Source organism: Tenacibaculum amylolyticum (assembly GCF_964511145.1).
In the GTDB taxonomy this organism is placed as follows: Bacteria; Bacteroidota; Bacteroidia; order Flavobacteriales; family Flavobacteriaceae; genus Polaribacter; species Polaribacter amylolyticum.
In genome coordinates this window covers 67,033-92,111 of the sequence record NZ_CAZEFZ010000008.1, presented here as the reverse complement: position 1 = coordinate 92,111, position 25,079 = coordinate 67,033, and the positions used below count along the sequence as shown (strand labels likewise).

Genomic DNA, 25,079 nt, shown 5'->3' with positions numbered 1-25,079 from the left:
ACTAAAGTCAGTTATGCTACGTTGATTACTTCCTCTATTTCAGGAGCGTATTTCTTGATAGTTGCTTCTACACCATTTTTTAGTGTCATTTGATTTACAGAACAACCACTACAAGCTCCTTCTAATTGTACTTTCACTATTTTATCTTCAATAGATAACAATTTGATATTTCCGCCATCACTTACTAAAAAAGGACGGATTTCTTCTAATGCTTTTTCTACTTTGTCTTGTGTTTCTTGTGCTGACATAATTTTTTATTTAGTACTACAACCACTCATTGTTGTAATTCGAACAACTTCTGTTGGCGGTAAGTTAGCATTTCTTTTTAACAATTGAGAAACGATTTCTCTTGTAATTTCGTTAAATGATTCTTCTAATTTAGTTCCGCTTTGTAATGCTACAGGATGCCCTACATCTCCAGCTTCTCTAATACTCTGTACAATTGGCACTTCTCCTAAAAAGGCAGTTTCTATATCCTCTGCTAAGTTTTTCGCTCCGCTTTCTCCAAAAATATAATACTTATTCTCTGGCAATTCTGCTGGTGTGAAATACGCCATATTCTCAATAATACCTAAAACTGGTACGTTAATGGCTTCTTGTTGAAACATTGCTACACCTTTTTTGGCATCTGCTAATGCTATGTTTTGTGGTGTACTTACTACAACTGCTCCCGTAATTGGCAATGCTTGAACAATAGATAAATGTACATCTCCTGTTCCTGGAGGTAGGTCGATTAATAAAAAGTCTAATTCTCCCCAGTCTGCATCAAAGATTAATTGATTTAAAGCTTTAGAAGCCATTGGTCCTCTCCAAATAACTGCTTGATTTGGATTGGTAAAGAAACCTAGAGATAATAATTTAACTCCGTAATTTTCTACCGGTTTCATTTTAGAACGCCCATCAACTTTTACAGAAAGTGGTCTTTCTCTTTCCACATCAAACATAATATGTTGTGATGGTCCGTAAACATCGGCATCTAAAATTCCAACATTAAATCCCATTTTAGCTAAAGACACTGCAACATTTGCTGTAACCGTAGATTTCCCTACGCCTCCTTTACCAGAAGCAATGGCTATAATGTTTTTAATATTTGGTATTTCTTTACCACGAATTTGGTTAACTTCCTCTTTAGGCTTCACTTCTGCTTTAACATTCACCTTAACAGAAATCTTTTGATCTACATGTTGGTGAATTGCTTTCATAATTTCAACCTCTACTTTTTTCTTTGCTTGTAAAGAAGGGTTTCCAATAACAACGTCTACTATTACTTCGTCTCCAAAAGTAACAACGTTTTTTATGTTTTCATTTTCAACTAAACTTTTCCCTTCTCCAGGAGCCGTTATCGTATCTAATGCATTGTATATATCTTGCTTTTTAAAGCTCATTCTGTTTATATTAATTCTAAACTACAAAGATAATGCTTAGAATTCAGATAATAAAGCTTGTAAATCGCGATTATTTATAGGTTTATAGAGTTTTTTAATCTTATGATTAAGAGTTACTATTTATGATTTTATGAAAAGCTAAAAACATTAGTTCACAAATAGACCTTCTAGTTTTATTTTAAGCCTTTCTTCTGTACTCCCTTGAAACTTTCCTTTGATCTCTTTTAATAACTCTGTGGTTTCAAATTGCTTTTTATTTATACTACCTTCAAAGGTATTTGAATAAAAAACCTTACCAAAAGAGTTTAATTTGAGCCGTAATTTCGTTTTAAAACTTCCTGAATATTTTTTTACTCCTGCTACAATAAATTGCTTTGATTTTAAGAGATAATCTTGATGACCTGTACCACATAAGAATGTAAATTGCTCAAAATACTCAATAGGTTTCCATTCACCTTTTTCATTTTTAGCTTCTGTTATCAGAAACAAATCTCCTCCATTTACAGGCTTATTTAGAGATTGATTTCTGTTAGATTCATTATAAATATAAACAGGAAGCATTGCCTGATGAGTAATTTTCGCTTTCACGTTAGTTGAATAATCTTGAATTCTTTTTTCATATTCCTCCTCACTTTCGTTTAATTTCATCGGAGGTGGAGGAACACCAGTATTCGATAATCCGTGTAAATCTGAATGGAAGAAGCTAGAATTATCTACATAAATTCTTAAACTATCATTCTTTGTTGCATGATTATAATCGGAGAAAATTCCTTCTTTTTGAAACCACGGCTGTATTAAATTTATAACAGAATCACTTGTTACGTTTACCCCGTACATAACAGGATTAGCTCTTGCTATTTTTTCTGGATTATTAAAAACTAAGGTATCATATTCCGTTTTAACAAGTTTAAGAAGCTTAATTTCTTTTTCTTTTCCACAAGCACAAAAGAGAAATAAAACTATTGGTAACAGTACTTTTTTCATGATATTAAATCATCAAAAACTATTCCTAAAGCTCTATTGCTGGATCCCAAAATATTTCTTTGAAGTTTTGAATCTGACTTCCCTCTACAACAACTCCTTCACTTTCTAATAATTGTTGCATTAAATTCGTGCCTTGAAAATGATGTTTTCCTGTAAGAATTCCTTTTCTATTTACTACTCGGTGTGCTGGGACTTCTTTTCCTGAAGAATTATTCATTGCCCACCCCACCATTCTTGCAGATCTTGCAGCTCCTAAATATTTGGCAATTGCTCCGTAACTTGTTACTCTTCCGTATGGAATTAAACGTGCAACCTCATATACTCTTTCAAAAAAATTATCAGATGTACTCATGTCGTTAAAAATACAGTTTTACAGCTGAATATATTGCAACTAGCCCTGTGATAATTCCAATCAAAATGTTAAAGTATTTTGAATACGCAAGTAATTTTCCCTGTAGTTTATGAGCTAAAAAAACATAGCTACTTAATATAGCAAAGGTTCCCAGTACTGTTCCTATTCCAAAAACGGAAGTACAGGTTAATCCAGACATTGCCCAACCATGCATTACAAAAGAGGAATGTGCTATGGCAAAAAACGGAATAGAAAACATATTTATAGATGATAGTGAAAGGCCAAAAAGAAACCCATTTTTAATTTCTTTTGATGTTGTTTCTTTTGATTTAGAAACGCCTTTGTAAATAAATATAAATGATAATATCGCAAAAACAATAACCGCTATTTGCTTTACCCACATAATTAACTGTGGATATTCTTCTATTAGAGAAGCTAATAAAATTCCTAAAAAAACTTGTATTAACACTACTACAGATGCTCCTAAAATAAATTGACGGGCAATCTTTTTATTGTTTTCAATGGTAATTTTACTAGCGGTAATATTTAACATACTTGGAGGCGTATAACCAACATATGAGGTTACGAAACCAAGCACTAAGTGCGATAAAATCATAAATAATTAGAGTTCTGTATATTTTAATACTTAACTCTAAATTTGACGTATGTTATCGCTTTTCCTTTCTCTAAATATTGTTTTTCGTAAAAAGTTTGTGTACTTGTCACCTCCTCAGGTGAATAGTGGTTTTTATACACATCATGATTGGCATGTAATATTTCATGCCCTTCTCCATGTAACAATCCTAACGTATAGCCATGCATAAATTCGCTATCTGTTTTTAGATTGATACAACCTTCTGGTTTTAAGATGTGATGGTATTTTTTTAAGAACTCAGAATTGGTAAGTCTATGCTTCGTTCTTTTGTATTTAATTTGTGGATCTGGGAAGGTTATCCAAATTTCATCTACTTCATTCTCTGCAAAAATGTAGTCTATCAATTCAATTTGTGTACGAATAAACGCAACATTTTCCATACTATTTTCTATAGCAGTTTTGGCTCCTCTCCAAAAACGAGCTCCTTTTATATCAATCCCAATAAAGTTTTTATCTGGATTCTTTTCTGCTAAAGCTATTGTATATTCACCTTTACCACATCCCAATTCTAAGACAATTGGATTATCGTTTTTAAAAAACTCACTCCATTTACCCTTATGAGAAAAGTTATTAACTACCTCTTCTCGAGTTGGTTGAATTACATTAGCAAAGGTTTCGTTTTCTTTAAAACGCTTGAGTTTATTTTTACTTCCCAATAGTAGTAGATTAAGCTATATCTTCTGTTCCTTCTCTCTTAAACTTCATTGCTTGAGAAATCCAGTAGCTTAATAAAGCAATTAAGATAACTACGAAAATCCAGTTAATAGCGTTAGAAGTCCACCATCCTCCTGCAGATTTTGCTACTGTTAAACGTAACCATTGAAATGGGATGAATAAAATCTCAAATAAATCACCAATTGCTCTAAAAATATTTAATCCTAACATAACTTGATTATCTTTACGTTTGCAAAAGTATAAAAAGAAAAAATGCTAACCAACTTTTTCAGTAATACAAAACCAGTAATTTCGGTGTTTATCATTGGGTTGTTTCTATGCTATACAACTATTGGTTTTTTTATAGGCACCGTTCCACTTGTATCTTTCGGATTGTTTTTTTGGTTTTTCGTTTTATTTGGGGTTGCAAATTTTGTAAATTCCAGAAATAATTTAACATTTGACAATTCATTTTTCTTTCTGTTTTTCGTGATTTTACTAGGTTATTTTTCTGAAGCAATTCAGCTAAATTCTATTTTTTATGCTAGTCTTATTCTAATGATTTACATGAGAAGAGTTTATAGTCTTCAATCTCCTAAAAACAGTATTAAAAAATTATTTGACAGTGGTTTTTGGATAGGTATTTGTTTTTTAATTGAGCCTTTTAGCATACTCTTTTTTCTAATGACCTATTTTGCTATCATTTTACACCAACATCTAGATTACAGAAAATTACTGACTCCTATTTTAGGTTTATTAACTCCATGCATCATATTTTTCACCTATCATTTTTGGTATGACAGTATGGATAACGTGTATGCTCTTTTAGATTGGTATACCAGTTATGATTTTACGATTTATACTAATGTAAAATATCAGTTCTCTATTGGTGTTTTATTATTTCTTCTATTGATTTCTTTATTCTTAAAAACACCTAAAGCGCTAGCTGTTAAAAATGCATTTAGAAAGAATTGGATTCTTATTTCTTTACATTTATTATTAGCGCTTGTATTAATGGTAATTATAAAAGATAGAAATGGTACAGAAATACTCTATCTACTATTTCCTGTTACTATTATTATTGCAAATGGTTTTGAACTATTTCAGAAAAAATGGTTTGCAGATATTATTTTATTACTAATTTTCTTAGGTTCTTTTGTTCCTTTTCTTCTGTAGAAAGAATTAATTCTTTTACATTTTCTGACCAAAAGCCAAATCACCTGCATCACCTAAACCTGGTACAATATATCCTTTAGAATTTAGATCGTTGTCTACATCTGCAATCCAAAGACTTGTATTTACTGGAAAATGATTTTTTATATAATCAATTCCATCTAGAGAGCCGATTACAGAAACAATATGAATTTCTTTTGGCGTACCATACTTTTTTAAGGCCTGATAAACAGAAACCAATGATCTTCCTGTTGCTAACATAGGATCTATTAATAATACTGTTTTTCCTTCTATTGGTGGTGAAGCAAAATACTCTACTATAATTTCAAATTCTTCATCATTATTTGGATGATATCTATAAGCAGAAATAAAAGCGTTTTCAGAATCATCAAAATAATTTAAAAGTCCGTTATGTAATGGTAATCCTGCTCTAAGAATTGAGCATAAAACAACATCATTTTGAATCGCATCAGCCGTTTTTTCTCCTAAAGGTGTTGTGACTGTTTGTTTTCCGTACTCTAACTTTTTACTCAATTCATATCCTAATACTTCGCCTATTCTTTCAATATTTCTGCGAAAACGCATACTATCTTTTTGAATTTCAACATCTCTTATTTCCTGTAAGAATTTATTAAGGATTGAATTGCCCCTTGAAATTTGATATACTTTCATCTTTTATTTGGTTGCTCCTAAGTTACAAAAAGAAAAATGTTAAATGAAACATTAATCGATTTACTGTTCTAAATGGTATGAATGTTGATAAGAAGGATAGAAACGAAAACTACTATGAAACGAAAACTACTACTCTTTTTATGCTTCATTCCTTTTATATTAATTTCTCAAAGTAAGCTAGGAAATGCCAAAGATAGCTTAAGCAAACAATCTTCTTCTGGAACAACCAGCAACAGTAACTCTTCTAGCAGGAGTTCTAATAACGATGGTTTCTTTGATGATTTTTTTGCACAAATACTTTATGATATCACTCTTGGAATTGGTATTGGCGACGCAGAATACAGAGAAATAAGTCCGTATCCTTATTATTACGATAAACAAGGTGAATATCTTAAAGGATTCGAAGATGTTGGTAAAAGATCAAGTCTTAGAATTGGAGCTAATTATGTAATCAATCGTATTAATAGTTTAGAGTTTAATGCTGTTTTTAAACCAATACCACTTATTGGAATCGAAGCTTCTCATCTTCGTTTTTCAGAACAAACTTTGTTCAACTCAGAATCTCTAAATATTAGTTCTATAATGCTAAATTATTATCGTTTTAGAGAACAGTATTTTTCTGTTTGGTGGGGATTTGGAGCAACTTATGTTGGCAATGAAGTTGATACTTGGGGAGGCACCTTCTCTGTTGGTACTGAAATTTATCCTGTAAAACCGATTAGTTTACATATTGGTTGGAAACGAAGTTTTATTAATGAAGGAAAAGTAGATGTTTTTAAATCTCAGGTTAAATATCACTTAAAGAAAACTGCTCTATATACAGGATATCATAATTATCAGTTAGGTAGTGAAACTGTTTCTGGACTTGTATTAGGTTTAGAGTATACCTTTTAATATTGTTAAAACAAAAAGGTTCCTGCCTAAAAACAGGAACCTTAAAAACAAAGAGATTACGTTTAAAACAATCTCTTTAACACAAATTCTTTCTTACATATTTTGAAATTTACTGTTTTAATTACTTCTATTTCGTTCTTCATCGTTTCCAAAATTTCTATTTTTTATCTTAATTTTTTTGTTTCCAAAGCTATACGCTAGCGAAACAGTAAGGTTTCTTGTACTTGAATTTTGCCCGTAAACTTGCTCTACTCCATTTACTATTGAGGTATAGTTATTTAAAAAACTTGTATTAAAAATATCGTTTGCAAAAACAGCTAGTTTTAAGTTACTCTCAGGAAATGTGTGTTGATACCCTAAAGACAAATCAAACATTTTGCCTACACTGTACAGACCTCTATTATGTGCTGTGCTGTACCAAGAATTAACAATAAACTTCGCGTTTTTCGACAATGAAAATGTATTGTTAGACGATAATATAACCTGCATTCCGTTTTTAGGTGTTGTTCCAAAATCTTTGGTAAACTTCGTATAGTATCCTAAAAGGTTTATTCCATTTTGACTTTCCCACCAAGGTTCTTTTGTATAACTAAAACTTTGTGTAAATCCATAATTGTATTGTGTAAAGTAATTTTCTCTAGTTACAATTTGTGTTTCATCATTTATATCTGATGTAAAAACAACTCCAAATCCATCTGTAGTTACATTTAAAAACACACTAGAATTTACTATTCTTTTATATGCATGTGATACCTCAAAGCTATCTGTAAAAGAAGGTTGTAAAAATGGATTTCCTTCTCCAAAACTATTATCATTTATATAATATCTAAAAGGATTTAAATCTGAAAAGCGTGGTCTGTTAATTCGTTTCCCATACGATAGATTAAACGAATGATTGTCATTCTTTTTATAAGACACATATATTGTTGGAAATAGTTTTGTATAATTATTTGTATTGGTTTGCGCCATTTCTCTACTAACACCTTCTGTAATTGTACTTTCTACTCTAGCTCCTAATTTAATTTGTAGTTTTTCTGATAATTGTGAGCTTGCAGAGACATATCCAGCAAAGTTATTTTCTTTATACATAAAGTTATTTGATCTGGTATAGTCTAAAATTTGTGTTCCAGACAATGTATTAAAGAATAAAATACTGCTTTCTGTTATTGTGAAACTCGCTTTCGTTCCAAAAGATAACTGTACATTATCAACAGGATACGTTACATCTATTTTTGAACTAAAGTTTTCTATATTTTGATCCGAAATATTTAGCGCTGCTGAACTAATCCCTAATGACGTTCCTGAATTATCAAATACTTCTGTAGTAAAATCTCTATCATTATTAGAATTGTACTGAAAGTAATCTGCATCTATAGAAATAGCACGACCTAGCGAATCTAATTTGGTATCTAAGTGAATGTTAATTGCATTGTTTCTTGTTTCGATTTTATTATCTCCTTTATTTTCTATCCATCGATCTAATTGATTGTTTCCATCGAACACATTAGAAGTTACTGTTGTAAAACCTCCTGGTTTTCTTAAGTTTCCTAAATATTGAAATCCTAAATTTGTTTTTTCTGAAACTTGATAATCTAATTGAAATCTTCCTGAATAGTTATCGTCTCTTTCTTTTGACTCAATATCGATATCCCAAAAATTCACTGGGTATTGAATTTGTAAATCTTCTGTATGCAGATGATGTCCTTTTGTAGCATTTACACTAGCTACAATTGCAACCTTATTTTTATTGTAAGAAAAGTTATTTCTAAATGAACCAAAGTTGTAGGTATTTTGATTATAGACTACACGACTTGTATTATTCCAAGAATTAGCGACTGCTTTTTTCAAAACAATATTGATCAACCCTCCACTTCCTGCTGCTTCATATTTTGCTGGTGGATTTGTAATTACCTCAATACTTTTAATATCACTTCCGTTTAATCCTTCTAAAAAAGTAGTTAACTCTTCTCCTTCCAATGGAGATAACCTACCATTAATTAAAACTCTAGAAACCCCTTTACCTAAAATTTCCACAGTTCCATTTTGAATTTGAACTCTTGGCGCTATTTTTAAAAGATCTATTCCGCTTCCTCCTTCTGCTACAACACTTTTTTCTACATTAAACACCAGTCGATCTACTTTACGTTCAATACTTCTTTTTGTAGCTGTAATAACGACCTCATCTAAGTTTTGTATGTTTTCTTTCAAGATGATACTCCCTAAATCTATCGTGTTTTCAACCAATACTTGTTTGGTCCAATTTTCATATCCTAAAAAGGATACTATTACAACATACTTTCCTTTTTTTACCTCTAAAGAAAATGTTCCATCGTCGTTAGAAGTTGTTCCTGTGATAATCGCATTCGATGTATCTTTTAAAATAATATCAGCAAAAGCTATAGTTCCAAAATTATCTTTAACCGTTCCTTTTATGGTTTGAGAAAAGAAACTAAAAGAACTCAACATCCCTATTAATACAACTAAACGTTTCATATTTTTTTGTGTTATTGTTTTTAATGACACAAAAGTGTGGAAGACTTGAAAGCTGTGCGACCGATAACGTAAAGTCGAACCTTTTTCTAACTCAAAAAATGGTTCGACTATTTTTCAAAAACGTTCGACTTTACGTTAACCTACTGATTTTCTGTATTGCGTAGGTGTTTTTCCAGTATACTTTTTAAATGCAGTATTGAAAGAAGATTTTGAATTAAATCCAACTTGATATAGAATTTCTAACACTGTTAACTTAGGTTGCTGTGTATCTGTAAGTAGTTTTTTTGCTTTTTCAATACGATATTGATTTATAAAATCGAAAAAATGCTGATTCAAATTTTGGTTAATCAATACTGATACATCTCGCATTGGCATTTGCATTTGTGCCGCAAGATTCCGTATGGTTAATGTTGGATCTAAATATGGTTCGTTCTGTTCCATATATTCCTTCAACATTGTTATTTCTGATGGATTTGTTATCGTTTCTTTTTCAACCTCTTTCGAAGTTTGCAAATGCACATCTACACCTCCAAATAGTTTTGGAGAATGCAGAGCTTTAAGAAACAGCCAAAAAATAAAGAAAACTCCAAAGGACAATACTATAATTCTAAATATTTCGGTAAGTTCAACAGAGCCACTAATATCCCTAACTTGCCCTTTTAAAATAGTCAACACTTGTCCTATGAATAATAAAATTAACAACTGTTTTAACCAATTGTAATTTTTAAAAATAGTTTCGTTTGTATAATTTTCTAGTAGTAGTTTTCTATAACGCAACACATAATATAAAGTGGCTATAAAATAGCCTAACGAAACTAAATTCCCTATAACATTTAAAAAAACGCCTTCTGGTAATTCATCGTAATTTGTAATGAATTGTTCTTGAAGTGCAGTATCAACTAGGAAGAAATTTGGAATCAGGATTAGCAAACTCACTAACCAATGTACTGTGTGTAACAGGTGGATTTTTCTTAATTTAAAATTTGTATAGATGACTGATAACACATAGAGAAATAATAACGGATCTTTTAAGTTTCCTAATTTCATTCGAAACATCTCTACACTTAAAGGAAGTCTTATAAATTGCGTGTAAAAAAACACGCTAATATCTAATGCTGTAACAATTAAAAAACTTGCAAGTAAAACATTCCCTAACTTCTTTGTTGTTTTTACAGTAAGTAGAAAACCAGCAAAAAACAAAAACAACAGAAAAATTATAAAACCTAGAACTGCAATGATTGAAACATTTTCCATACTATAAACGATATATTATTTTTAGGTTTTTAATCTTTGTTTTCTGTATTGCGTAGGCGTTACATTCGTATACTTTTTAAACGCGGTATTAAAAGATGATTTTGAATTAAATCCAACTTGATACAAGATTTCTAACACTGTTAGTTTAGGGTTTGTTTCATTAGTAAGTAAATCCATAGCCCTCTTTATTCTATATTCATTTACAAAATCGAAAAAGTGTTGATTTAAGTCGTGATTAATTGCAATTGAAAGCTCTCTTGCTGGCATCTTCATTTGTTGTGCTAAGTTTCTTATGGAAAGTGATGGATTCAAATATGGTTTTTCTGCATCCATAAAAGATCTTAGCTTCTGAATAACATCTCCATTAACACTCTTACTATTCGCTTCCTTACGTAAGTCTTCTACTAATTTTGTATTAGAATTAACTCCTTTAAAAATTTCAGGATTATTCAATGCTTTTAGAATATACCAACAGGTAATTATCAACACTCCTAATACTAGTATTGCTTGGGAAAATGAAAATATCGATGCATTTACATTCGAATATTTCAATATATTTTTCACTAATGCTATTCCAAAAATCACCATCCAAAAAACAATGATTTGAAACAACCATTTATACGTTGCTACTTGGTTATTGGAATGATTCTCGAAAAATATCTTTTTAGCTCTTCTTAAAACCAAAATACTAGCTATGTAGTAATACAAAGATTGCAAGTGCATTGTAACATGTAAAAACCGTACTTCAAAAGTGTTAAACACATCCATTGTTATTTCACTAACACCTTTCATATCTCCTAAATAAAACCTTGGAATCATTACAATATTACCAATTAGAAAAGGTAGCAAATGCCATAAATGGCGTTTTTTTAGTTGAAAATTAGAATAACAAACCGAACAGATGTAAAGATAAAATATTGGTGTTAGCAAGTAATACGTAGTATTTCTTGCCATGTTAAAACCTATGGACAATGACACAAAATAGTGTATAAAAAAACCACTAGTTTCTATGGATGTTAGAATAAGGAATGCACCAAATAATCGATTACTTAATTTATTTTCTGTTTTAACTGAAAAAATAAATACCGCAAACAGTAATGTGATAAAAGTTGCTATGAGCCCTACTATTACTTTAATATCCAGACGATTCGTTTTAAAAGATTTCTTTCAAATATAACGCAATATTATTTCTTGAAATAAGAACGCTTTTAGCTAGTTAAAAAATTACGCAATGCTTCTAAAACCTCTGCTGTATTTTCTATATGACTCATATGTCCGTTAGACAATGTTACCAATTTTGTTTTTGTTCGTTCCGACTCTTTTTTGATACTATTGTACGATAAAACAGGATCTTTTTCTCCTGCAATTATCAGTTTTTCAAAATCAGCAGAAATTAATACCTCTTCCCTATTTATTCTCTGCTTCATACCTTCAGTACAAGCTATATATCCTTGCACAGGAGTTTGTAAAGCTTCTTTTTTATTCTCCTCTATTTGGGGTTTAAATCGTGTATGTGTTTCTGAAGCAAATAAATTATTAATGGACATTGACACTAATGCTGTATAATTAGTCTTAGCCATTGCAATTGCCCGTGTTCTTATCGTTTTTCTTTCCTCAGAATCAGCTTGAGAAGTGGAATTTAACAAACATAATTTTTCTATTGTTTCAGGATATTTTTCTGCATAAGCTAAGGCTACATAACCTCCCATAGAATGTCCTATTAAAGTGAGTTTGCTAACTTTTTCTGCTACTACAACGGTTCTTACAGATTCCGCTATTTCTTCCATAGTATGTACATATCCTACACATTCCGATTTACCATGTCCTAATAAATCGACACAAATAATCTTATGCGTATTTGAAAACGTTTCAACAACAGTCTTCCACATTGTTGAATTTTCTAAGAAACCATGAAGTAATACCAATGTATTTTCTCCTGTTCCATAACACTCATAAGACACCTTTGCCTTTTTATATTCAATAGAATTTTCCATCACGCAAAAATATGTATCTTTCAATCGATAAATAACAAATGATGAATAAAACCAAAGAAATTCTAATTACTGGCTTTGCTTTGTTTTCTATGTTTTTTGGCGCAGGAAATTTAATTCTACCTCCTTTTTTAGGCAAAAATGCCGCAGATATGTGGTACTGGGTAACTTTAGGTTTCTTTATAACAGCTGTTTTTATTCCTATTCTTGGAATTTTAGCGCATGCACGTTTACAAGGAACTATGTACGATTTTGGAAAAAAGGTTTCTCCTACGTTTAGCTTGATATATTGCTTAATTGTATATGCAATTTCTATTGCTTTGCCAGCTCCAAGAACTGCTTCTGTAACCCACGAAATGGCAATTGAACCTTATTTTGGAACTGGTTCCTTACTTACCAGTAGCATTTACTTTGCTTTGGTTTTTGTGTTTGTAATGAACAGAAGTAAGGTTTTACAAATTTTAGGTCGGTTTTTAACACCACTTATCATCATTATATTATTGTCAATTATTTTTGTTGGAATTTTCTCATCACATACGATAAGTGCTACTACACTTTTTAAAACTCCTTTTGTAGATGGTGTATTAGAAGGCTATCAAACTTTTGATGCTATTGGAGCTGTTGTAGTTGGTGGTGTACTTGTAATTTCTATGAATTTTAATAAAAATGCTTCTTTTGAAGTTAAAAAACAATTGATTTCTAAAGCTGGATTAATTGCTGGTTTAGGACTGCTAATTATTTACGCAGGTTTAATCTATAACGGAGCATTATTTAGTAGTACTTTCTCTGAAGAAGCAACGAGAACAGAAGTATTGTCTGGACTTAGCACAAAAACTCTAGGAAATATAGGAACTGTATTTTTAAGTGTACTTGTTGCATTAGCCTGTTTTACTACTGCCATTGGAATTATTACAGGAACTGCAGATTATTTTAAAGGATTATTTCACAACTCACAAAAAGCGTATACAATTACAGCAATTGTTGGGTGTTTATTAGGTGTTGTTGTTGGGCAGTTTGATGTGCATTATATTATTGTAATTGCTTTACCTGCATTAATGTTTATCTATCCTATAACAATTATTCTAATACTATTAAATGTTATTCCAGAAAAATGGGCTACTGCAGCTGTTTTTAAAGCGGTTGTGATTGTAACATTCATTTTTAGTATTCCAGATTTTTTACAGTTTATTATAGGTAAAGATGCTGTTACAGGAATTCAACATTTAATTCCTTTAGGACAATATCATTTAGGTTGGGTGTTACCTGCTTTGATTGCTTTTATTATTATGAATGGAGTTCAAAAAATTAAATCGTAAATACACCTATAATAGAAGCTGTTTTTCTAGACATAATATTATAATTAGAAATATAAAGTGTGTATTTATTATATTTAGATACGCATATCTAAACGTTGTAGTTAATTTAGATAAATGAAAAAGAAATGAAAAAAATATCAAAAGTCATATTAACAGTAGCTGGAATCGTTTGTTTTTCACAGTGTAAAAGAAAGGTAGATATTTCAAATGAAGTTGCTTATAACGGATCTCCCAAAATTAAACTTGACAGTCTAAAAAATTTAGACAGTTTAAATATTGACTTCCAATTAAGAGGAAGTTGCTATGCATTTAGCAGCAAAAAAAATATTAAAGAATCAAATGGAGAAGCACATTCAGAGAATATTGCAAAACCCAATAATGGCAAGTTTAAAAAAGGACTATTCGGACTTTATTTGAGCGAGAATGAACTACAAAAAGTCTATAAAAATAATATAGGACATACATTATATTTAGTTAACACAACTGACAAGAAGGTAGATTTATATGCTCAAGATAGTCGACTAGACATAAAAGCAGAAGTTAAATCCAAAGCTGGGTTATGGACAGAAATAACATATCTTCCATCTAGTTGGTGTGGGAATAGTTACCATACAATCACTCTCGGTTCAGATGAATATTGGGAGTTTGTACAGCCTATATTTAAAGGAAATTATAAAACAACTCTTCGTTATAAATTGGAATTAGAAAACACCTCAATTGTTTCAAATGAAATAGTCGCCTTTATTAATCTAGAACAATTAGACAAAGAAAGAAAACAAGGTTATCAACCAAATGGGATAATGGATCCTTATAATAAATAAAAAACTATCTATTGCTAGGAATATTTTCCACAAATTAAACTCTCATTTTTTTAATTAACTTTATAACTAAAGAATAGTCAATAGTTACATATAAACTGTTAACCACAACCTGAAATATTAAAACGAGATGAGATTTAACATATGCACCTTATTCTTAATATTGCTTATCACATCATGTGTCAAGCAGCCTCAGTTTGATAAGGAAAAAGAAACAAAGGAAATTTTAAAGTTACATAACCTACAAAGAGATTATCACTTTAATAAAGATTCTATTTCTTTTGCCAATCAACTTTCTAAAAATTTTATCTCAGTTAACAAAGGCGTTGTTTCTCAACCCAAAAAGAGTGAAACTATTTCTAGATATAACGGCTACTTTTCTTCAGTAGAGTTTATAAAATGGGATGATGTTACTGAACCTATCATCAGGTTTTCTGAAGATGGAACACTTGCATACACCATAGTAGATAAGATTGTAAAAGTTGCTCGTAAAAATGAAACAGGAGAAACCATTGAAGGAGAAACTCATTTTGTTTGGACTGCTATCTATAAAAAATATGGAAATGAATGGAAAATAGACTGTGTTACCTCAACTGAAAAAGTTAATAACTAATAATTTATAATCGTAGTTACTCTTTTGGGTTATTTTGGGATTTTCCTTTTCATGATTAATCTAGTAGATTAGTTATTTAAACCATGATCACTAATCATACAAAAACTATAAACAGACATTTTAATCAAAATAAGATATGAAACTAAAAATAAAGACTCTATACCTAATTTTACCTATTCTACTTACGATAATCAGCTGTAATAATAAGAATGAATCACAACAACAACCTGAAGTTTTTCTTTGCTGTGGAGCAAATCCATTTTCATCTCAAAACATAGATAACCTCAACCAGAGTGCAGGTGAAATAAAAGTAATTCCATTATTTACACCTAATGGAGATGGTGTTAACGACATTTTTAGAATTGAAAACATTGACTTTTATCCAAATAATTCAGTAACTCTTTATGATTTGAATGAAAATGAAATATTTACAACCGATAATTACGGAATTAATAATTTTTATGGAGGAAATTTGAATATTGAAAACGGAACATTGAAATATAAAATAGTTATAGAAAATGAACAAACCTTCGTTAAATTTGGCTATGTATGCGTTGTAACTGGTGTTGAAGAAGGAGATAATGACTTTAGTTTTAATACTGAATGCTCATTAACGGACTTCAATGACCCAATAATACCGAATTAAAAAAGTGCTCTAGTAACATATAGCTGTTTATTGCAATTTAAAAATGAATGAAAATAGTTGATGGAATGGAAATAGGATTTATTGATTAAAAAGAGAAAACTCTGAATAGGAATAGTGCATCTTCATATTCCTAAAAAATGTCATGGTGCTTGTGGATAATAAAGTATATAATTAATTACCTTTAAGCGACATCGGAAAATCAAAACTCAACAATGTGTAATCGAAAAGAAAGGTTAGAATTATGTGCTTGTTCAGATATGAAAATTGATAAGATTCAGGAACTCTACTCTGACGAAATAAAAAGTTTAGGTAAAAAAGATTTTCTAAAAGTTATTAAATGGAAATTAAATAAATTTTTAGGAAAAGAATGGAGCGAAATGGATGGTTTAATGATTATGCCATCTCAAAATTTGACTCAAGAATTGACAGAAGACTTTATACTCAAAGAATTGAACAGGCAAAATTGTTTTGATTTTAACTATAAACCAAATGAGGGAGATAATTTAATTTTCGAAATAGGTTGGTTATTGAATAAAAGAGGAAAAAGAGTTAAGCACAAACTCGAATATAAATACTCATCCTATATTTTTAAGAATGAAAAATGGATAGCAGACTCTTATAATCCGTTTTACGAAAAAACAGAAATAATTAAAGAAGGAATATTAAAATTATAAAATCATTCATTCTTTTATCAATTCTTACAGCCTTAATATCCTGTAAAGTTGACAAAAAACAAAAAACTATAATTCTCTGAAAGTAAAAAACCTGTAATGACAACAAAAAGAAATCCTGATATTCTCAATGAATATCAGGATTTGAGTTTACAAGTGTATTATACTTGTGATATTCATTAAGTTTTAAGCATGAAAATAACGCTCATTAATAATTTTTCCGTCTTTCCATTGTGTTCTATTCACTTGTTCAAAATGATGTTTTGTACCATCGTTAGTTGTAAAATCCATTACAGCTTCGTAATAAGATGTATCACCATTAATAGCTATGTTTTTTATTTCGTAGCCACCAAAATCAACTACAGTAGCTAATAATTCTCTTTCGGCTTGTAAACAAACTTCTTTACCAATTTTTGGTTCATTGTTTGCTTCTTGTAAAACAACATCATCAGCTAAGTATTTTTCCATAGCTTCTATAAATTGTCCTTTACCTAATAATTCTTTTAAATCTAAAAGTGCGTTCTCTATTTGATTCTCCATACTATATTTTATTTTTATGTATGCTAAGACGATATTGTAGCCGAATCCTTACGAAATCAAAACAAGTACCTTTTAACCTCTTGTTTTTTAGTAGAAATCAAATTCTTAGTTTTTTAATTAACTTTACAATGAAAAAATTGCAAACACTATGAAAAAATTGGATGTACAGCATTTTCTGGGAATTTATCAGATAAGGAAAAGAATGCAAGAGAATGGGGTAACCAATCCCAGCAATGAAGTCAAAAAATTCACTAAGGATTTTGTAAAAAAATTATCTGAAATGCCTTTAGACGAAGAAGTGAAAATTGATGGTAAATCATTTATTGATTCTAAAGGAAATATAATTGCTACAATACCAGCAGAAAAAATAAAATAACAATATATAAACTGCATTTAATGCCCACCTCTAATAAACGAATTGAAAAAATGCTCTTCCAATCGATTTTAGATAATCTTTATCCTGAAAATGAACCTTTAGAGATGATTGGGGATTTGGCTTTTGACAATATAGATATTCTTGTAAATAAATATTTTGATGACAACTTTAGTCAATTAATCATTAATTCTATAGAGCCACAAACAGACTTAAGAAAAATAGCTTTAATTTTTGAGGTACTTGTTTGGTCAACACCTGATAATGGTGAAAAAATGGATTCAGACACAAAAAATTGGTTGGAATCAAAAGATTTAACAAAAATTAAATGCATGTTATTCAGACATGATTGGTTGCCTTTAAATCAAAATTGGGAAAAGTTATCTAAAGAAATTATTCTTATGAATAGTAAACTTAAAAACTTAATAGAATATTACACAGATGAATTATTATATTGGGAAAAAAATCAAGGAAGAAGAACAGAATTATTAATTAACATCGTAAATACTACAGTAAAACTTGCTTAATTTAATCTATGTATGAAAAAAGAAACGTTAATCATAATTGGAATTGTAGTTATCGGGATTGTTTATTTTGGATTTAAATTTTTTGACTTTACAAAAGGAGTAACAGAGGATATAAAAATCAATGAAACAATAAAAACCAATTATAAAACTAACTAAGTTTAAAGATGGTATATGGGTAAGCACAATAGACTCTCTAGCTGGAATTGAAATTATGAATAATAAATGGGTAGTGTTTTATAGGGGAACAAAAACTACCTCTTCTGACATCTATGATTTTAAAATTAAAAGAGATTACATAAAAACATTAAATACTGAACATAAATCTGATACTTTAAAGTACTCTATCTTGGAGTATAGTGATAGATTATTGAGTTTAATTCATATCCCAAGGGGAAATATTTTAAATTATAAACCTTTAAAAAAATAATGCAAAGCAACCCTTAAAACCTATACCCAACATTTAGTCCAACTCTTGGTACTACTGCTGGCGATTTATCTGTAAATAAATTTCTTCCTAAACCACCTAAAACACTTACCATAAAACCTCCGTTAGATACATATTTGCTTCCAATAGAAATTCCTAAAGCGCCATCTGTATACGAAACATTGCTACTATTCTCTCCACTATTAATTCCTAAGAATAATTCCCCAAAGTAATTCCAGTTTTGAGCCGTTGTAAAATAATGACGGAAAAAAGGTGTAATCATATTGTCTTCATTATATCTAAAATCAGAAGATTTTCCTTCAAAGTTGAATAATGCAGACATTCCCACTGAAGATTGATCGCCGATATAATATTCATAAGACAACTCCAATGTTTTCATTACCAAAGCATCTCCTAAATCTACACTAATTTCTTGCTGTGCTTGTGTAAAAAAACCTATAAATAAGACTGCTAATGCTACTACCTTTTTCATAAAAATGAATTTTGATGATTTAATTATTACTTTGTTTTTATATACCCTATCTAATATCATTCCGAACTTATAAAACGGTATATTTTTTTCTAAAAAAACCGTTTTTCAGCTCACTAACAAAAATACATCATTTATCTAAAAAATAGCTTTCAATTGTACAGTTCCTGTGTGAATTGTTCTAGAACCTTCACTTTTTCTACCAAAATAATTTAGACTTAAATTTAAAAATGAATTCAGCTTTTGATTAAACAATACGTCCCATGTAAAATTTCGTCCTACTTGAAGTCCTTCTAACATTTGATACCCTACTGGAGAATTGGCATTTCCATCAAAATTATTTAAAAACATATTAAAATTTGCCGCTATTTGATTTTGCTTCTTATTCAAATAATAATACTCCAATCCTATTTTTTGTTGTCGCAATTTTTCTGCTCCAACTAATACATTTTCTTTCCTTGTAAATTGATAAAATGCAGAAAGTCGATGGTCTTTATTATATAAAAAGGTAAGTTTAGGATTTACCTCTGCATTTTTTAATTTGTAATTTCTATTGACTAAATTTTCGGTGTTCAATTCATTTTCTGAAACTGCTGAAGTTACTTCAAACAACCAAAACTTAGACAATTTATGCGCAAATTCTAATTGATGAACAAAAGAATTATTCTCTTGATTTCCTATTAAAAACTGTTGCTTGTTTCTCGATAATCCGTAGGTATACACCCAACTATAGTTTTGCAAATTTCTATGAAAATAAAAACTATTTCGAAGGTTAAATTGCAAACCAACTAGCTGACTTTCGTCTAATTGGAAAGGATTAAAATTAAAACTATCGCCAATTCGTTGTTGCTCATTATCTATTAAAAAATACGTTTGGTTATAGAAACGAGATACGAACTTTTGAAATCCTTTTTTAGTTTTCCATTGCGATGGATTTAATGTTACCGATTGTTTCCAAGATACCTTTTGTGTTGGTATAAATCGTACGTTTGGAAGCGGAACTCTTAAGTATGATGCCTGATCTTGGAATTGTGCAATTTCAAACTCTTCAAACTGCTGAATACCATCGTTATTATAATCTATCCAAGTATAAAAACCTTGCCCAGGCTCTGTTTGTACATACACAAAATCTTGTCGAGCCACATTCCCCGAAGATGTTTCATATACAGTTCCTATGGTAAGAAAGTTCTTAAAGAAACGATGATTATATCGCAATCTAGAATTCAACGATTGTTCGTTTTCAGTAAACTTATTATCTGTAAATCGATAGTTTGCATATAACGATAGGGTCACTTTATCATTTTGTACAATCCTACTATCTAAATACAACGTATTTCGGTTGTTTATTTCTGCAAAAGCATTATTTCTAATACTATCGTTTCTTCTATAATTCAATCCCAATTTTGCAAATACTTTGGTAGAATCTCCTACGCCATAAAAACCTTCATACTCTTGGTATTGGTGACTTAAATTATTGAACGTATTGGTAGCCTTATTTTTTATTTCATTCGTTTCAAAACGAAGTACACCACCCAACCACGATTTTTTAAAGCTGTGTTCTAGTGTAGAGTTTAATCTGAAAAACGCATCTTTTTCTAAGTTTGACGTATTATTTAAGATATTTCCTTGAACTCCAAATCTTGTTTTTTTGTTTTGAAAATTCGCTATAATTTCATGCTTATTTCCATTAAAATTATCTGAAAATGTTAGGTGATTGAAACGATAAGAAACAAAATTCTCTTTTGCTTTTTCTAATCGAAAAGCAGTTGCTAATTGATGTTGATTTCCTGTAATATTTCTAAGATTCCAATCCCTATTAAATTCTACAGTTCTAAAACGCTGTACAGTTCTAAAATTCTCTTGTACAAACTCATAATCTACATTGCTAGAAAGCTTCCATGCACGTGCTTGTAATAACTGTTGTTTCCAGTTAATTTTTGTAGCTATTTGCTTATTCTTACCATCGTCTATAGAAGAAAATAAATTTTGATCGCTATCGCTATAAGCAAGCTCGGCATTAATATTTGTTTTGGCAGAAGGAGAGAAGTTTGTATTTACCACAGCTACTTGCAAACTCGTAGGCGCAATTAAACGAATAGCAGGCTCAAAATTTCCTAAATTAGGTCCTACATATCTATAAATTGTTCCAGTAGCAACAGCACTATCTACAATATAACTACCATTATTAGTTCCTACATTAGAAAAAGTAACAGTATATAATTCTTCTGTTTCATCTGTAGAGAACTCAAACGTTTCTATACCTCCAACAATAATTTTACGATATTGAATTCTATTCGGAGAAAATACATCTACAAAAGCACTTGGAGCAATCATTAGAGAAACATCGTTTCCTGCATTGGCCAAAATTTGCTTTTGATCGTTGCTTAAACTTTGTTGTATTGGCTGACTTTTAGCATCGCTTTCATTATAAAAGTATCCCGAGATTGAAAAATTTTCACTTTTATATTGTGCTTTTTCATACGTTATAAAACGTGTATAATTTCTATCTGAAAACTGAAATTCTACACGAATACGCATGTCATTAGTAATAGGGTACGTAGTATTAAAACGTATTTCTGCTAAGTTATAGTCAATAATATAATCTTTATTTTCTCCTCGTTCTAAACGTTTTCCATTAACAAAAACAGCATCGCTACCAGCAACAATTACAATTGCAGATTCATTGTTTGGTCCAAAGATTTTATAGGGTCCTTGATTCCCTTCAGCTCCGATAAAGTTATATACTGAAAAACGTCCTCTTACAACTGCTCCAGAAGCTGCAACATTTAACTTATCGTTAATATTTGCTTTTACTTGCAAACCAGAAACTTGTTTTTCAAAATTTAAAAAGTAACTGTCTTTATTTTCTAACGGCACATCTCCTCCTTTTACACTCCAATTCTTATTGTATAGTTCTATAAAAATCCTATTGAAATCGGTAATACTTTGAGAATATCCATTTTGTTGTAATGGAAAATTTGTATCGAAAATATTCGCTCGTATAAAAACATCTCTGGCTAGTTTTCCTTCAATTGTTAAATCTAGAGAAGCATTTGTTACCGCATTCTGATTATTTCCAGAGGTAATTCCCCGCGTAATAAAACCTTGTGTTTTTAAGCCATCAAAAAACTTATAACCTGACTTTTTCTTATTTGTTGTTAAGCTATATAATTTATCTGTACCATTAGAATTCGGCACAATTAAATGATCGTCTAAAGGTGAATATTCTTTGGTAAGAAAATCAGGAAAACGTAAGTATTCTAAAATGACTTCAGGATAGCCTACATTATTAAAAATGATTTGCGACTTTGGAAAATCAACAGCGTATTTTTCGGTAGACAACTCTTTTCCATCTAGCGAACGGACTTTAAAAAATGTTGGGTTGATACTTACAGAATCTATCTGAATCGTATCTCGTTTAACCGTAATCTTTTTGGTTCTATATTCTTTTAGTTTCTTTTGTCCGAAACCAACAAGGCTTATTAAAAAAAAGCAAAAGAATAATTTTTTAATCATACCTTTATTAAACGTAGTAAGGTCAAAAATAGTTCATTATTTACAAAGTAGTTCTAAATTACTAATTGTAAATATGTTTATGTAACCTAACTACAACCACAATTTGTATCGCATCCTGTTTTCTTTTTAGAAGGAAACACAAACTTCCTCAGTAAAAAAACTACTGCGAATACAACGATTGTATATGTAATAATTTGCTGAATCATTATTTTAAAAACTGATATACTATAAATGCTGATATATAAGCAATAGCTCCCATTCCTATTAACTGAATAAGTGGCCATTTCCAGCTTTTTGTTTCTCTTTTTACAACAGCTAGTGTTGCCATACATTGCATTGCAAAAGCATAAAATACTAACAAAGACATTCCTGTAGCAAAGTTAAATCGCTTATTTCCTGTATCTGGGCGTACCTCTGCCTCCATTCGTTCTTTAATTGTTTTTTCATCTTCTACACCTTCAATACTATAAATTGTTGCCAATGTTCCTACAAAAACTTCTCTAGCTGCAAAAGATGCAATTAAACCAATTCCTATTTTCCAGTCGTACCCTAATGGTTTTACTACTGGTTCAATAGTTTTTCCTGCAATTCCAATATATGATTTTTCTAACTTTACAGAAGCTATTTTTTGTTCTAACTCTTCTGAACTTAATTCTTTAGCGCTTGCTTCTGCAGTTACTTGTTCTTCTACATTATTAAATGAAGCTGGACCATGTGTTGCTAAAAACCACAATACAATAGAAATTGCTAAAATAATCTTACCTGCCTCTAACACAAAGCTTTTTGTCTTTTCTAGTACCGTTAATAGCACATTCTTAAGAGAAGGCATTTTATAATCTGGCATTTCGATAACAAAAAACGACTTGCTTTTAATTTTTAATGTTTTATGTAAAATTAGTGCGGCAATTAATGCGGCAGAAAATCCAAGTATATATAATCCCAGTAAAGTAAGTCCTTGTAAATTTAAAAATCCAAAGATTTTTTTACTCGGAATAATAATAGCGATTAAAATAGCATATACTGGTAAACGTGCAGAGCAGGTAGTAAAAGGTGTTACTAAAATGGTTATCAATCGTTCTTTCCAACTGGTAATTGTTCTAGTTGCCATAACCGCAGGAATTGCACATGCAGTTCCAGAAATTAATGGAATAACACTCTTTCCACTCATTCCAAAACGTCGCATTACTTTATCCATTAAAAACACTACCCTACTCATGTATCCAGACTCTTCCAATACTGCAATTAGTGTGAATAAAATAACTATTTGCGGAATAAAAATTACAACACCTCCTATGCCGGGAATAATTCCATCGGTTAGTAAATCTGTAAACATCCCTTCTGGCATAGAAGTCTTTAACGATTCAGAAATATTTCCAAACAAACCATCTATAAAATCCATTGGAACAGTAGCCCAATCGAAAATTGATTGGAAAATGACTAATAAGATTCCAAAGAAAATTACATATCCAAAAATTCGATGTGTAAATATTTTATCTAACCTAGTTCTTAGGTCTTTTGCTTTAGTTTTATCTATTACATAAGACTCTTTTAAAACTCGATTAATTTTTTGATATCTATAAATTGTTTCTTTATGCTGGTATTTTTTTAGCTTAGAAACATCATCTAAAAAACCTGATAAATCTTCTTCATTATTTAGAAGTGTTTGCTGCGTTACTTCTAACCACAAATGGTATAAAGGTTTTTCAGGATTTACAGCTTGCAAACTATCAAAATAAGCACCATCTATTTTTGTGGCTACTTCTGAAAAGTTTGAAACTGATGCTAACTCTTTATAATTTGCTAATGCTGATTTTAATTCTTTTATTCCTTGGTTTCTCTTTGCTGAAACTAATACAACTTTCGTTTGTAAATCTTTTTCAAGTTTTTCTAGATCAATAGCAATTCCTTTTTTCTCCATTTGATCTGCCATGTTAATGGCTAATACAGTTGGAATTCCTACATCTTGAATTTGTGTAAAAAGTAATAAGTTTCTCTTTAAATTATCTACATCTGTAACTACTAAAATTACATCTGGATAATGTTTGTGCGAAGCATCTTTTAAAACCTGTACAACAATACTTTCATCTACCGAGGTTGGATTGATACTATAAGTTCCAGGTAAATCCGTAATAATTGCTTCTTGACTAGCAGATAAACTACAAGTTCCTTGTTTTTTATCTACTGTAATACCAGGATAATTTCCTACTTTCTGGTTTAATCCTGTAAGTTTATTAAATAACGATGTTTTTCCAGTATTGGGATTCCCAACTAATGAAACCTGAATCCTATCTTTCCCCATCTATACAATCTAAATTCGTAAGTTTAATTTTTAATGCTGTTTCTTTACGGATAGCAATATGACTTCCATTTACACAGATGTACATAGGATCTTTCATAGGTGCAATTTGAATCAATTCTACTTCTGCTCCAGGTAAACAACCCATTTCTAATAATTTTAATGGAATTGCATGTTGATTTTCATCAGAAATAACTCCCGTTTCCCCTATTTTTAAAGATGCTATGGTACTCAAAAATGATTTATTTAATACAATTATTCCCGCGATGGCGGGAATTGTAGTGAAATGCAAATATACTAAATTAGAACCGTTCTAAAGAGATGGTTTTTTCCTCTTTGCAG

Annotated in this window: 27 protein-coding genes; 10 read left to right on the top strand and 17 right to left on the bottom strand. The window is 30.3% G+C overall.

Translation table 11 applies throughout. From position 1 onward, the window contains the following. Positions 1-11: 11 nt before the first annotated feature. From ACKTTC_RS04340 to ACKTTC_RS04310, 7 genes are all read right to left on the bottom strand, one after another. Entirely contained in the window at positions 12-248 is a 237-nt protein-coding gene (locus tag ACKTTC_RS04340) for a NifU family protein (protein ID WP_408038576.1), read from the bottom strand. Between the two features lie 6 nt (positions 249-254). Continuing rightward, positions 255-1,385: an Mrp/NBP35 family ATP-binding protein gene (locus tag ACKTTC_RS04335; protein ID WP_408038575.1), complete on the bottom strand. Its 1,131-nt coding sequence runs from the start codon at positions 1,383-1,385 to the stop codon at positions 255-257. A gap of 147 nt (positions 1,386-1,532) precedes the next feature. Then, positions 1,533-2,369 (bottom strand): hypothetical protein, encoded by an 837-nt coding sequence (locus ACKTTC_RS04330; protein WP_408038574.1) that lies wholly within the window; start codon positions 2,367-2,369, stop codon positions 1,533-1,535. 25 nt (positions 2,370-2,394) lie between these two features. Continuing rightward, a complete protein-coding gene (locus tag ACKTTC_RS04325; protein ID WP_408038573.1) occupies positions 2,395-2,721 on the bottom strand; it encodes an MGMT family protein in 327 nt (108 codons plus the stop codon). A 4-nt stretch (positions 2,722-2,725) separates the two neighbouring features. Continuing rightward, positions 2,726-3,337 carry a LysE family translocator gene (locus ACKTTC_RS04320; RefSeq protein ID WP_408038572.1) on the bottom strand — a complete coding sequence of 204 codons (612 nt, stop codon included), beginning with the start codon at positions 3,335-3,337 and terminating at the stop codon, positions 2,726-2,728. 23 nt (positions 3,338-3,360) lie between these two features. Further along, positions 3,361-4,032 carry a tRNA (guanosine(46)-N7)-methyltransferase TrmB gene (gene trmB / locus ACKTTC_RS04315; protein ID WP_408038571.1) on the bottom strand — a complete coding sequence of 224 codons (672 nt, stop codon included), beginning with the start codon at positions 4,030-4,032 and terminating at the stop codon, positions 3,361-3,363. 10 nt (positions 4,033-4,042) lie between these two features. Continuing rightward, positions 4,043-4,261, bottom strand: coding sequence for a DUF6341 family protein (locus ACKTTC_RS04310; protein WP_408038570.1), 219 nt, complete (start codon positions 4,259-4,261; stop codon positions 4,043-4,045). A gap of 42 nt (positions 4,262-4,303) precedes the next feature. On the opposite strand from ACKTTC_RS04310, the gene ACKTTC_RS04305 reads away from it, so the two are divergent. Next, on the top strand, positions 4,304-5,206 hold the full coding sequence (locus ACKTTC_RS04305; RefSeq protein WP_408038569.1) for a DUF6427 family protein: 903 nt from the start codon (positions 4,304-4,306) through the stop codon (positions 5,204-5,206). A gap of 15 nt (positions 5,207-5,221) precedes the next feature. Here ACKTTC_RS04305 and upp read toward each other — a convergent pair whose 3' ends face one another. Continuing rightward, positions 5,222-5,875 carry a uracil phosphoribosyltransferase gene (gene upp, locus ACKTTC_RS04300; RefSeq protein WP_408038568.1) on the bottom strand — a complete coding sequence of 218 codons (654 nt, stop codon included), beginning with the start codon at positions 5,873-5,875 and terminating at the stop codon, positions 5,222-5,224. Positions 5,876-5,989: 114 nt separating this feature from the next. On the opposite strand from upp, the gene ACKTTC_RS04295 reads away from it, so the two are divergent. Then, positions 5,990-6,769 carry a hypothetical protein gene (locus ACKTTC_RS04295; protein ID WP_408038567.1) on the top strand — a complete coding sequence of 260 codons (780 nt, stop codon included), beginning with the start codon at positions 5,990-5,992 and terminating at the stop codon, positions 6,767-6,769. Positions 6,770-6,886: 117 nt separating this feature from the next. Here ACKTTC_RS04295 and ACKTTC_RS04290 read toward each other — a convergent pair whose 3' ends face one another. The 4 genes from ACKTTC_RS04290 to ACKTTC_RS04275 form a co-directional block, all read right to left on the bottom strand. After that, entirely contained in the window at positions 6,887-9,262 is a 2,376-nt protein-coding gene (locus tag ACKTTC_RS04290) for a TonB-dependent receptor domain-containing protein (protein ID WP_408038566.1), read from the bottom strand. A gap of 135 nt (positions 9,263-9,397) precedes the next feature. Beyond that, positions 9,398-10,516, bottom strand: coding sequence for a helix-turn-helix domain-containing protein (locus ACKTTC_RS04285; protein WP_408038565.1), 1,119 nt, complete (start codon positions 10,514-10,516; stop codon positions 9,398-9,400). A gap of 21 nt (positions 10,517-10,537) precedes the next feature. Next, the gene (locus tag ACKTTC_RS04280) at positions 10,538-11,335 is read right to left on the bottom strand and encodes a helix-turn-helix domain-containing protein (protein WP_408038564.1); all 798 of its coding nucleotides are present in this window, start codon (positions 11,333-11,335) and stop codon (positions 10,538-10,540) included. Between the two features lie 389 nt (positions 11,336-11,724). Further along, a complete protein-coding gene (locus tag ACKTTC_RS04275; RefSeq protein ID WP_408038563.1) occupies positions 11,725-12,510 on the bottom strand; it encodes an alpha/beta fold hydrolase in 786 nt (261 codons plus the stop codon). A gap of 41 nt (positions 12,511-12,551) precedes the next feature. Between ACKTTC_RS04275 and brnQ the strand changes: the two genes are divergently transcribed. From brnQ to ACKTTC_RS04250, 5 genes are all read left to right on the top strand, one after another. Next, positions 12,552-13,823 (top strand): branched-chain amino acid transport system II carrier protein, encoded by a 1,272-nt coding sequence (gene brnQ, locus ACKTTC_RS04270; RefSeq protein ID WP_408038634.1) that lies wholly within the window; start codon positions 12,552-12,554, stop codon positions 13,821-13,823. A 125-nt stretch (positions 13,824-13,948) separates the two neighbouring features. Next, positions 13,949-14,644 (top strand): hypothetical protein, encoded by a 696-nt coding sequence (locus ACKTTC_RS04265; RefSeq protein ID WP_408038562.1) that lies wholly within the window; start codon positions 13,949-13,951, stop codon positions 14,642-14,644. Positions 14,645-14,771: 127 nt separating this feature from the next. Beyond that, positions 14,772-15,254 (top strand): nuclear transport factor 2 family protein, encoded by a 483-nt coding sequence (locus tag ACKTTC_RS04260; protein WP_408038561.1) that lies wholly within the window; start codon positions 14,772-14,774, stop codon positions 15,252-15,254. 136 nt (positions 15,255-15,390) lie between these two features. Further along, positions 15,391-15,900 carry a T9SS type B sorting domain-containing protein gene (locus ACKTTC_RS04255; protein ID WP_408038560.1) on the top strand — a complete coding sequence of 170 codons (510 nt, stop codon included), beginning with the start codon at positions 15,391-15,393 and terminating at the stop codon, positions 15,898-15,900. 212 nt (positions 15,901-16,112) lie between these two features. Then, positions 16,113-16,574 (top strand): hypothetical protein, encoded by a 462-nt coding sequence (locus ACKTTC_RS04250; protein WP_408038559.1) that lies wholly within the window; start codon positions 16,113-16,115, stop codon positions 16,572-16,574. Between the two features lie 183 nt (positions 16,575-16,757). On the opposite strand, the gene ACKTTC_RS04245 is transcribed toward ACKTTC_RS04250, so the two are convergent. Next, positions 16,758-17,111, bottom strand: coding sequence for a nuclear transport factor 2-like protein (locus ACKTTC_RS04245; RefSeq protein ID WP_408038558.1), 354 nt, complete (start codon positions 17,109-17,111; stop codon positions 16,758-16,760). Between the two features lie 148 nt (positions 17,112-17,259). Here ACKTTC_RS04245 and ACKTTC_RS04240 point away from each other — a divergent pair, with 148 nt between their 5' ends. Genes ACKTTC_RS04240 through ACKTTC_RS04230 form a run of 3 tightly spaced genes read left to right on the top strand, consistent with a single transcriptional unit; the run spans position 17,260 to position 18,167 of the window. Then, positions 17,260-17,487: a hypothetical protein gene (locus ACKTTC_RS04240; protein WP_408038557.1), complete on the top strand. Its 228-nt coding sequence runs from the start codon at positions 17,260-17,262 to the stop codon at positions 17,485-17,487. 20 nt (positions 17,488-17,507) lie between these two features. Beyond that, a complete protein-coding gene (locus ACKTTC_RS04235; RefSeq protein WP_408038556.1) occupies positions 17,508-18,011 on the top strand; it encodes a hypothetical protein in 504 nt (167 codons plus the stop codon). 12 nt (positions 18,012-18,023) lie between these two features. After that, positions 18,024-18,167 carry a hypothetical protein gene (locus tag ACKTTC_RS04230; RefSeq protein ID WP_408038555.1) on the top strand — a complete coding sequence of 48 codons (144 nt, stop codon included), beginning with the start codon at positions 18,024-18,026 and terminating at the stop codon, positions 18,165-18,167. 284 nt (positions 18,168-18,451) lie between these two features. On the opposite strand, the gene ACKTTC_RS04225 is transcribed toward ACKTTC_RS04230, so the two are convergent. The 4 genes from ACKTTC_RS04225 to ACKTTC_RS04210 form a co-directional block, all read right to left on the bottom strand. Next, positions 18,452-18,928 carry a hypothetical protein gene (locus ACKTTC_RS04225; protein WP_408038554.1) on the bottom strand — a complete coding sequence of 159 codons (477 nt, stop codon included), beginning with the start codon at positions 18,926-18,928 and terminating at the stop codon, positions 18,452-18,454. Between the two features lie 135 nt (positions 18,929-19,063). Continuing rightward, positions 19,064-22,441, bottom strand: a complete 3,378-nt coding sequence (locus tag ACKTTC_RS04220; protein WP_408038553.1) for a hypothetical protein — start codon at positions 22,439-22,441, stop codon at positions 19,064-19,066. Between the two features lie 205 nt (positions 22,442-22,646). Beyond that, positions 22,647-24,740 carry a ferrous iron transport protein B gene (gene feoB, locus ACKTTC_RS04215; protein WP_408038552.1) on the bottom strand — a complete coding sequence of 698 codons (2,094 nt, stop codon included), beginning with the start codon at positions 24,738-24,740 and terminating at the stop codon, positions 22,647-22,649. After that, a complete protein-coding gene (locus ACKTTC_RS04210; RefSeq protein ID WP_408038551.1) occupies positions 24,727-24,972 on the bottom strand; it encodes a FeoA family protein in 246 nt (81 codons plus the stop codon). The genes feoB and ACKTTC_RS04210 overlap by 14 nt, the downstream gene beginning before the upstream one ends. Positions 24,973-25,079 lie beyond the last annotated feature (107 nt).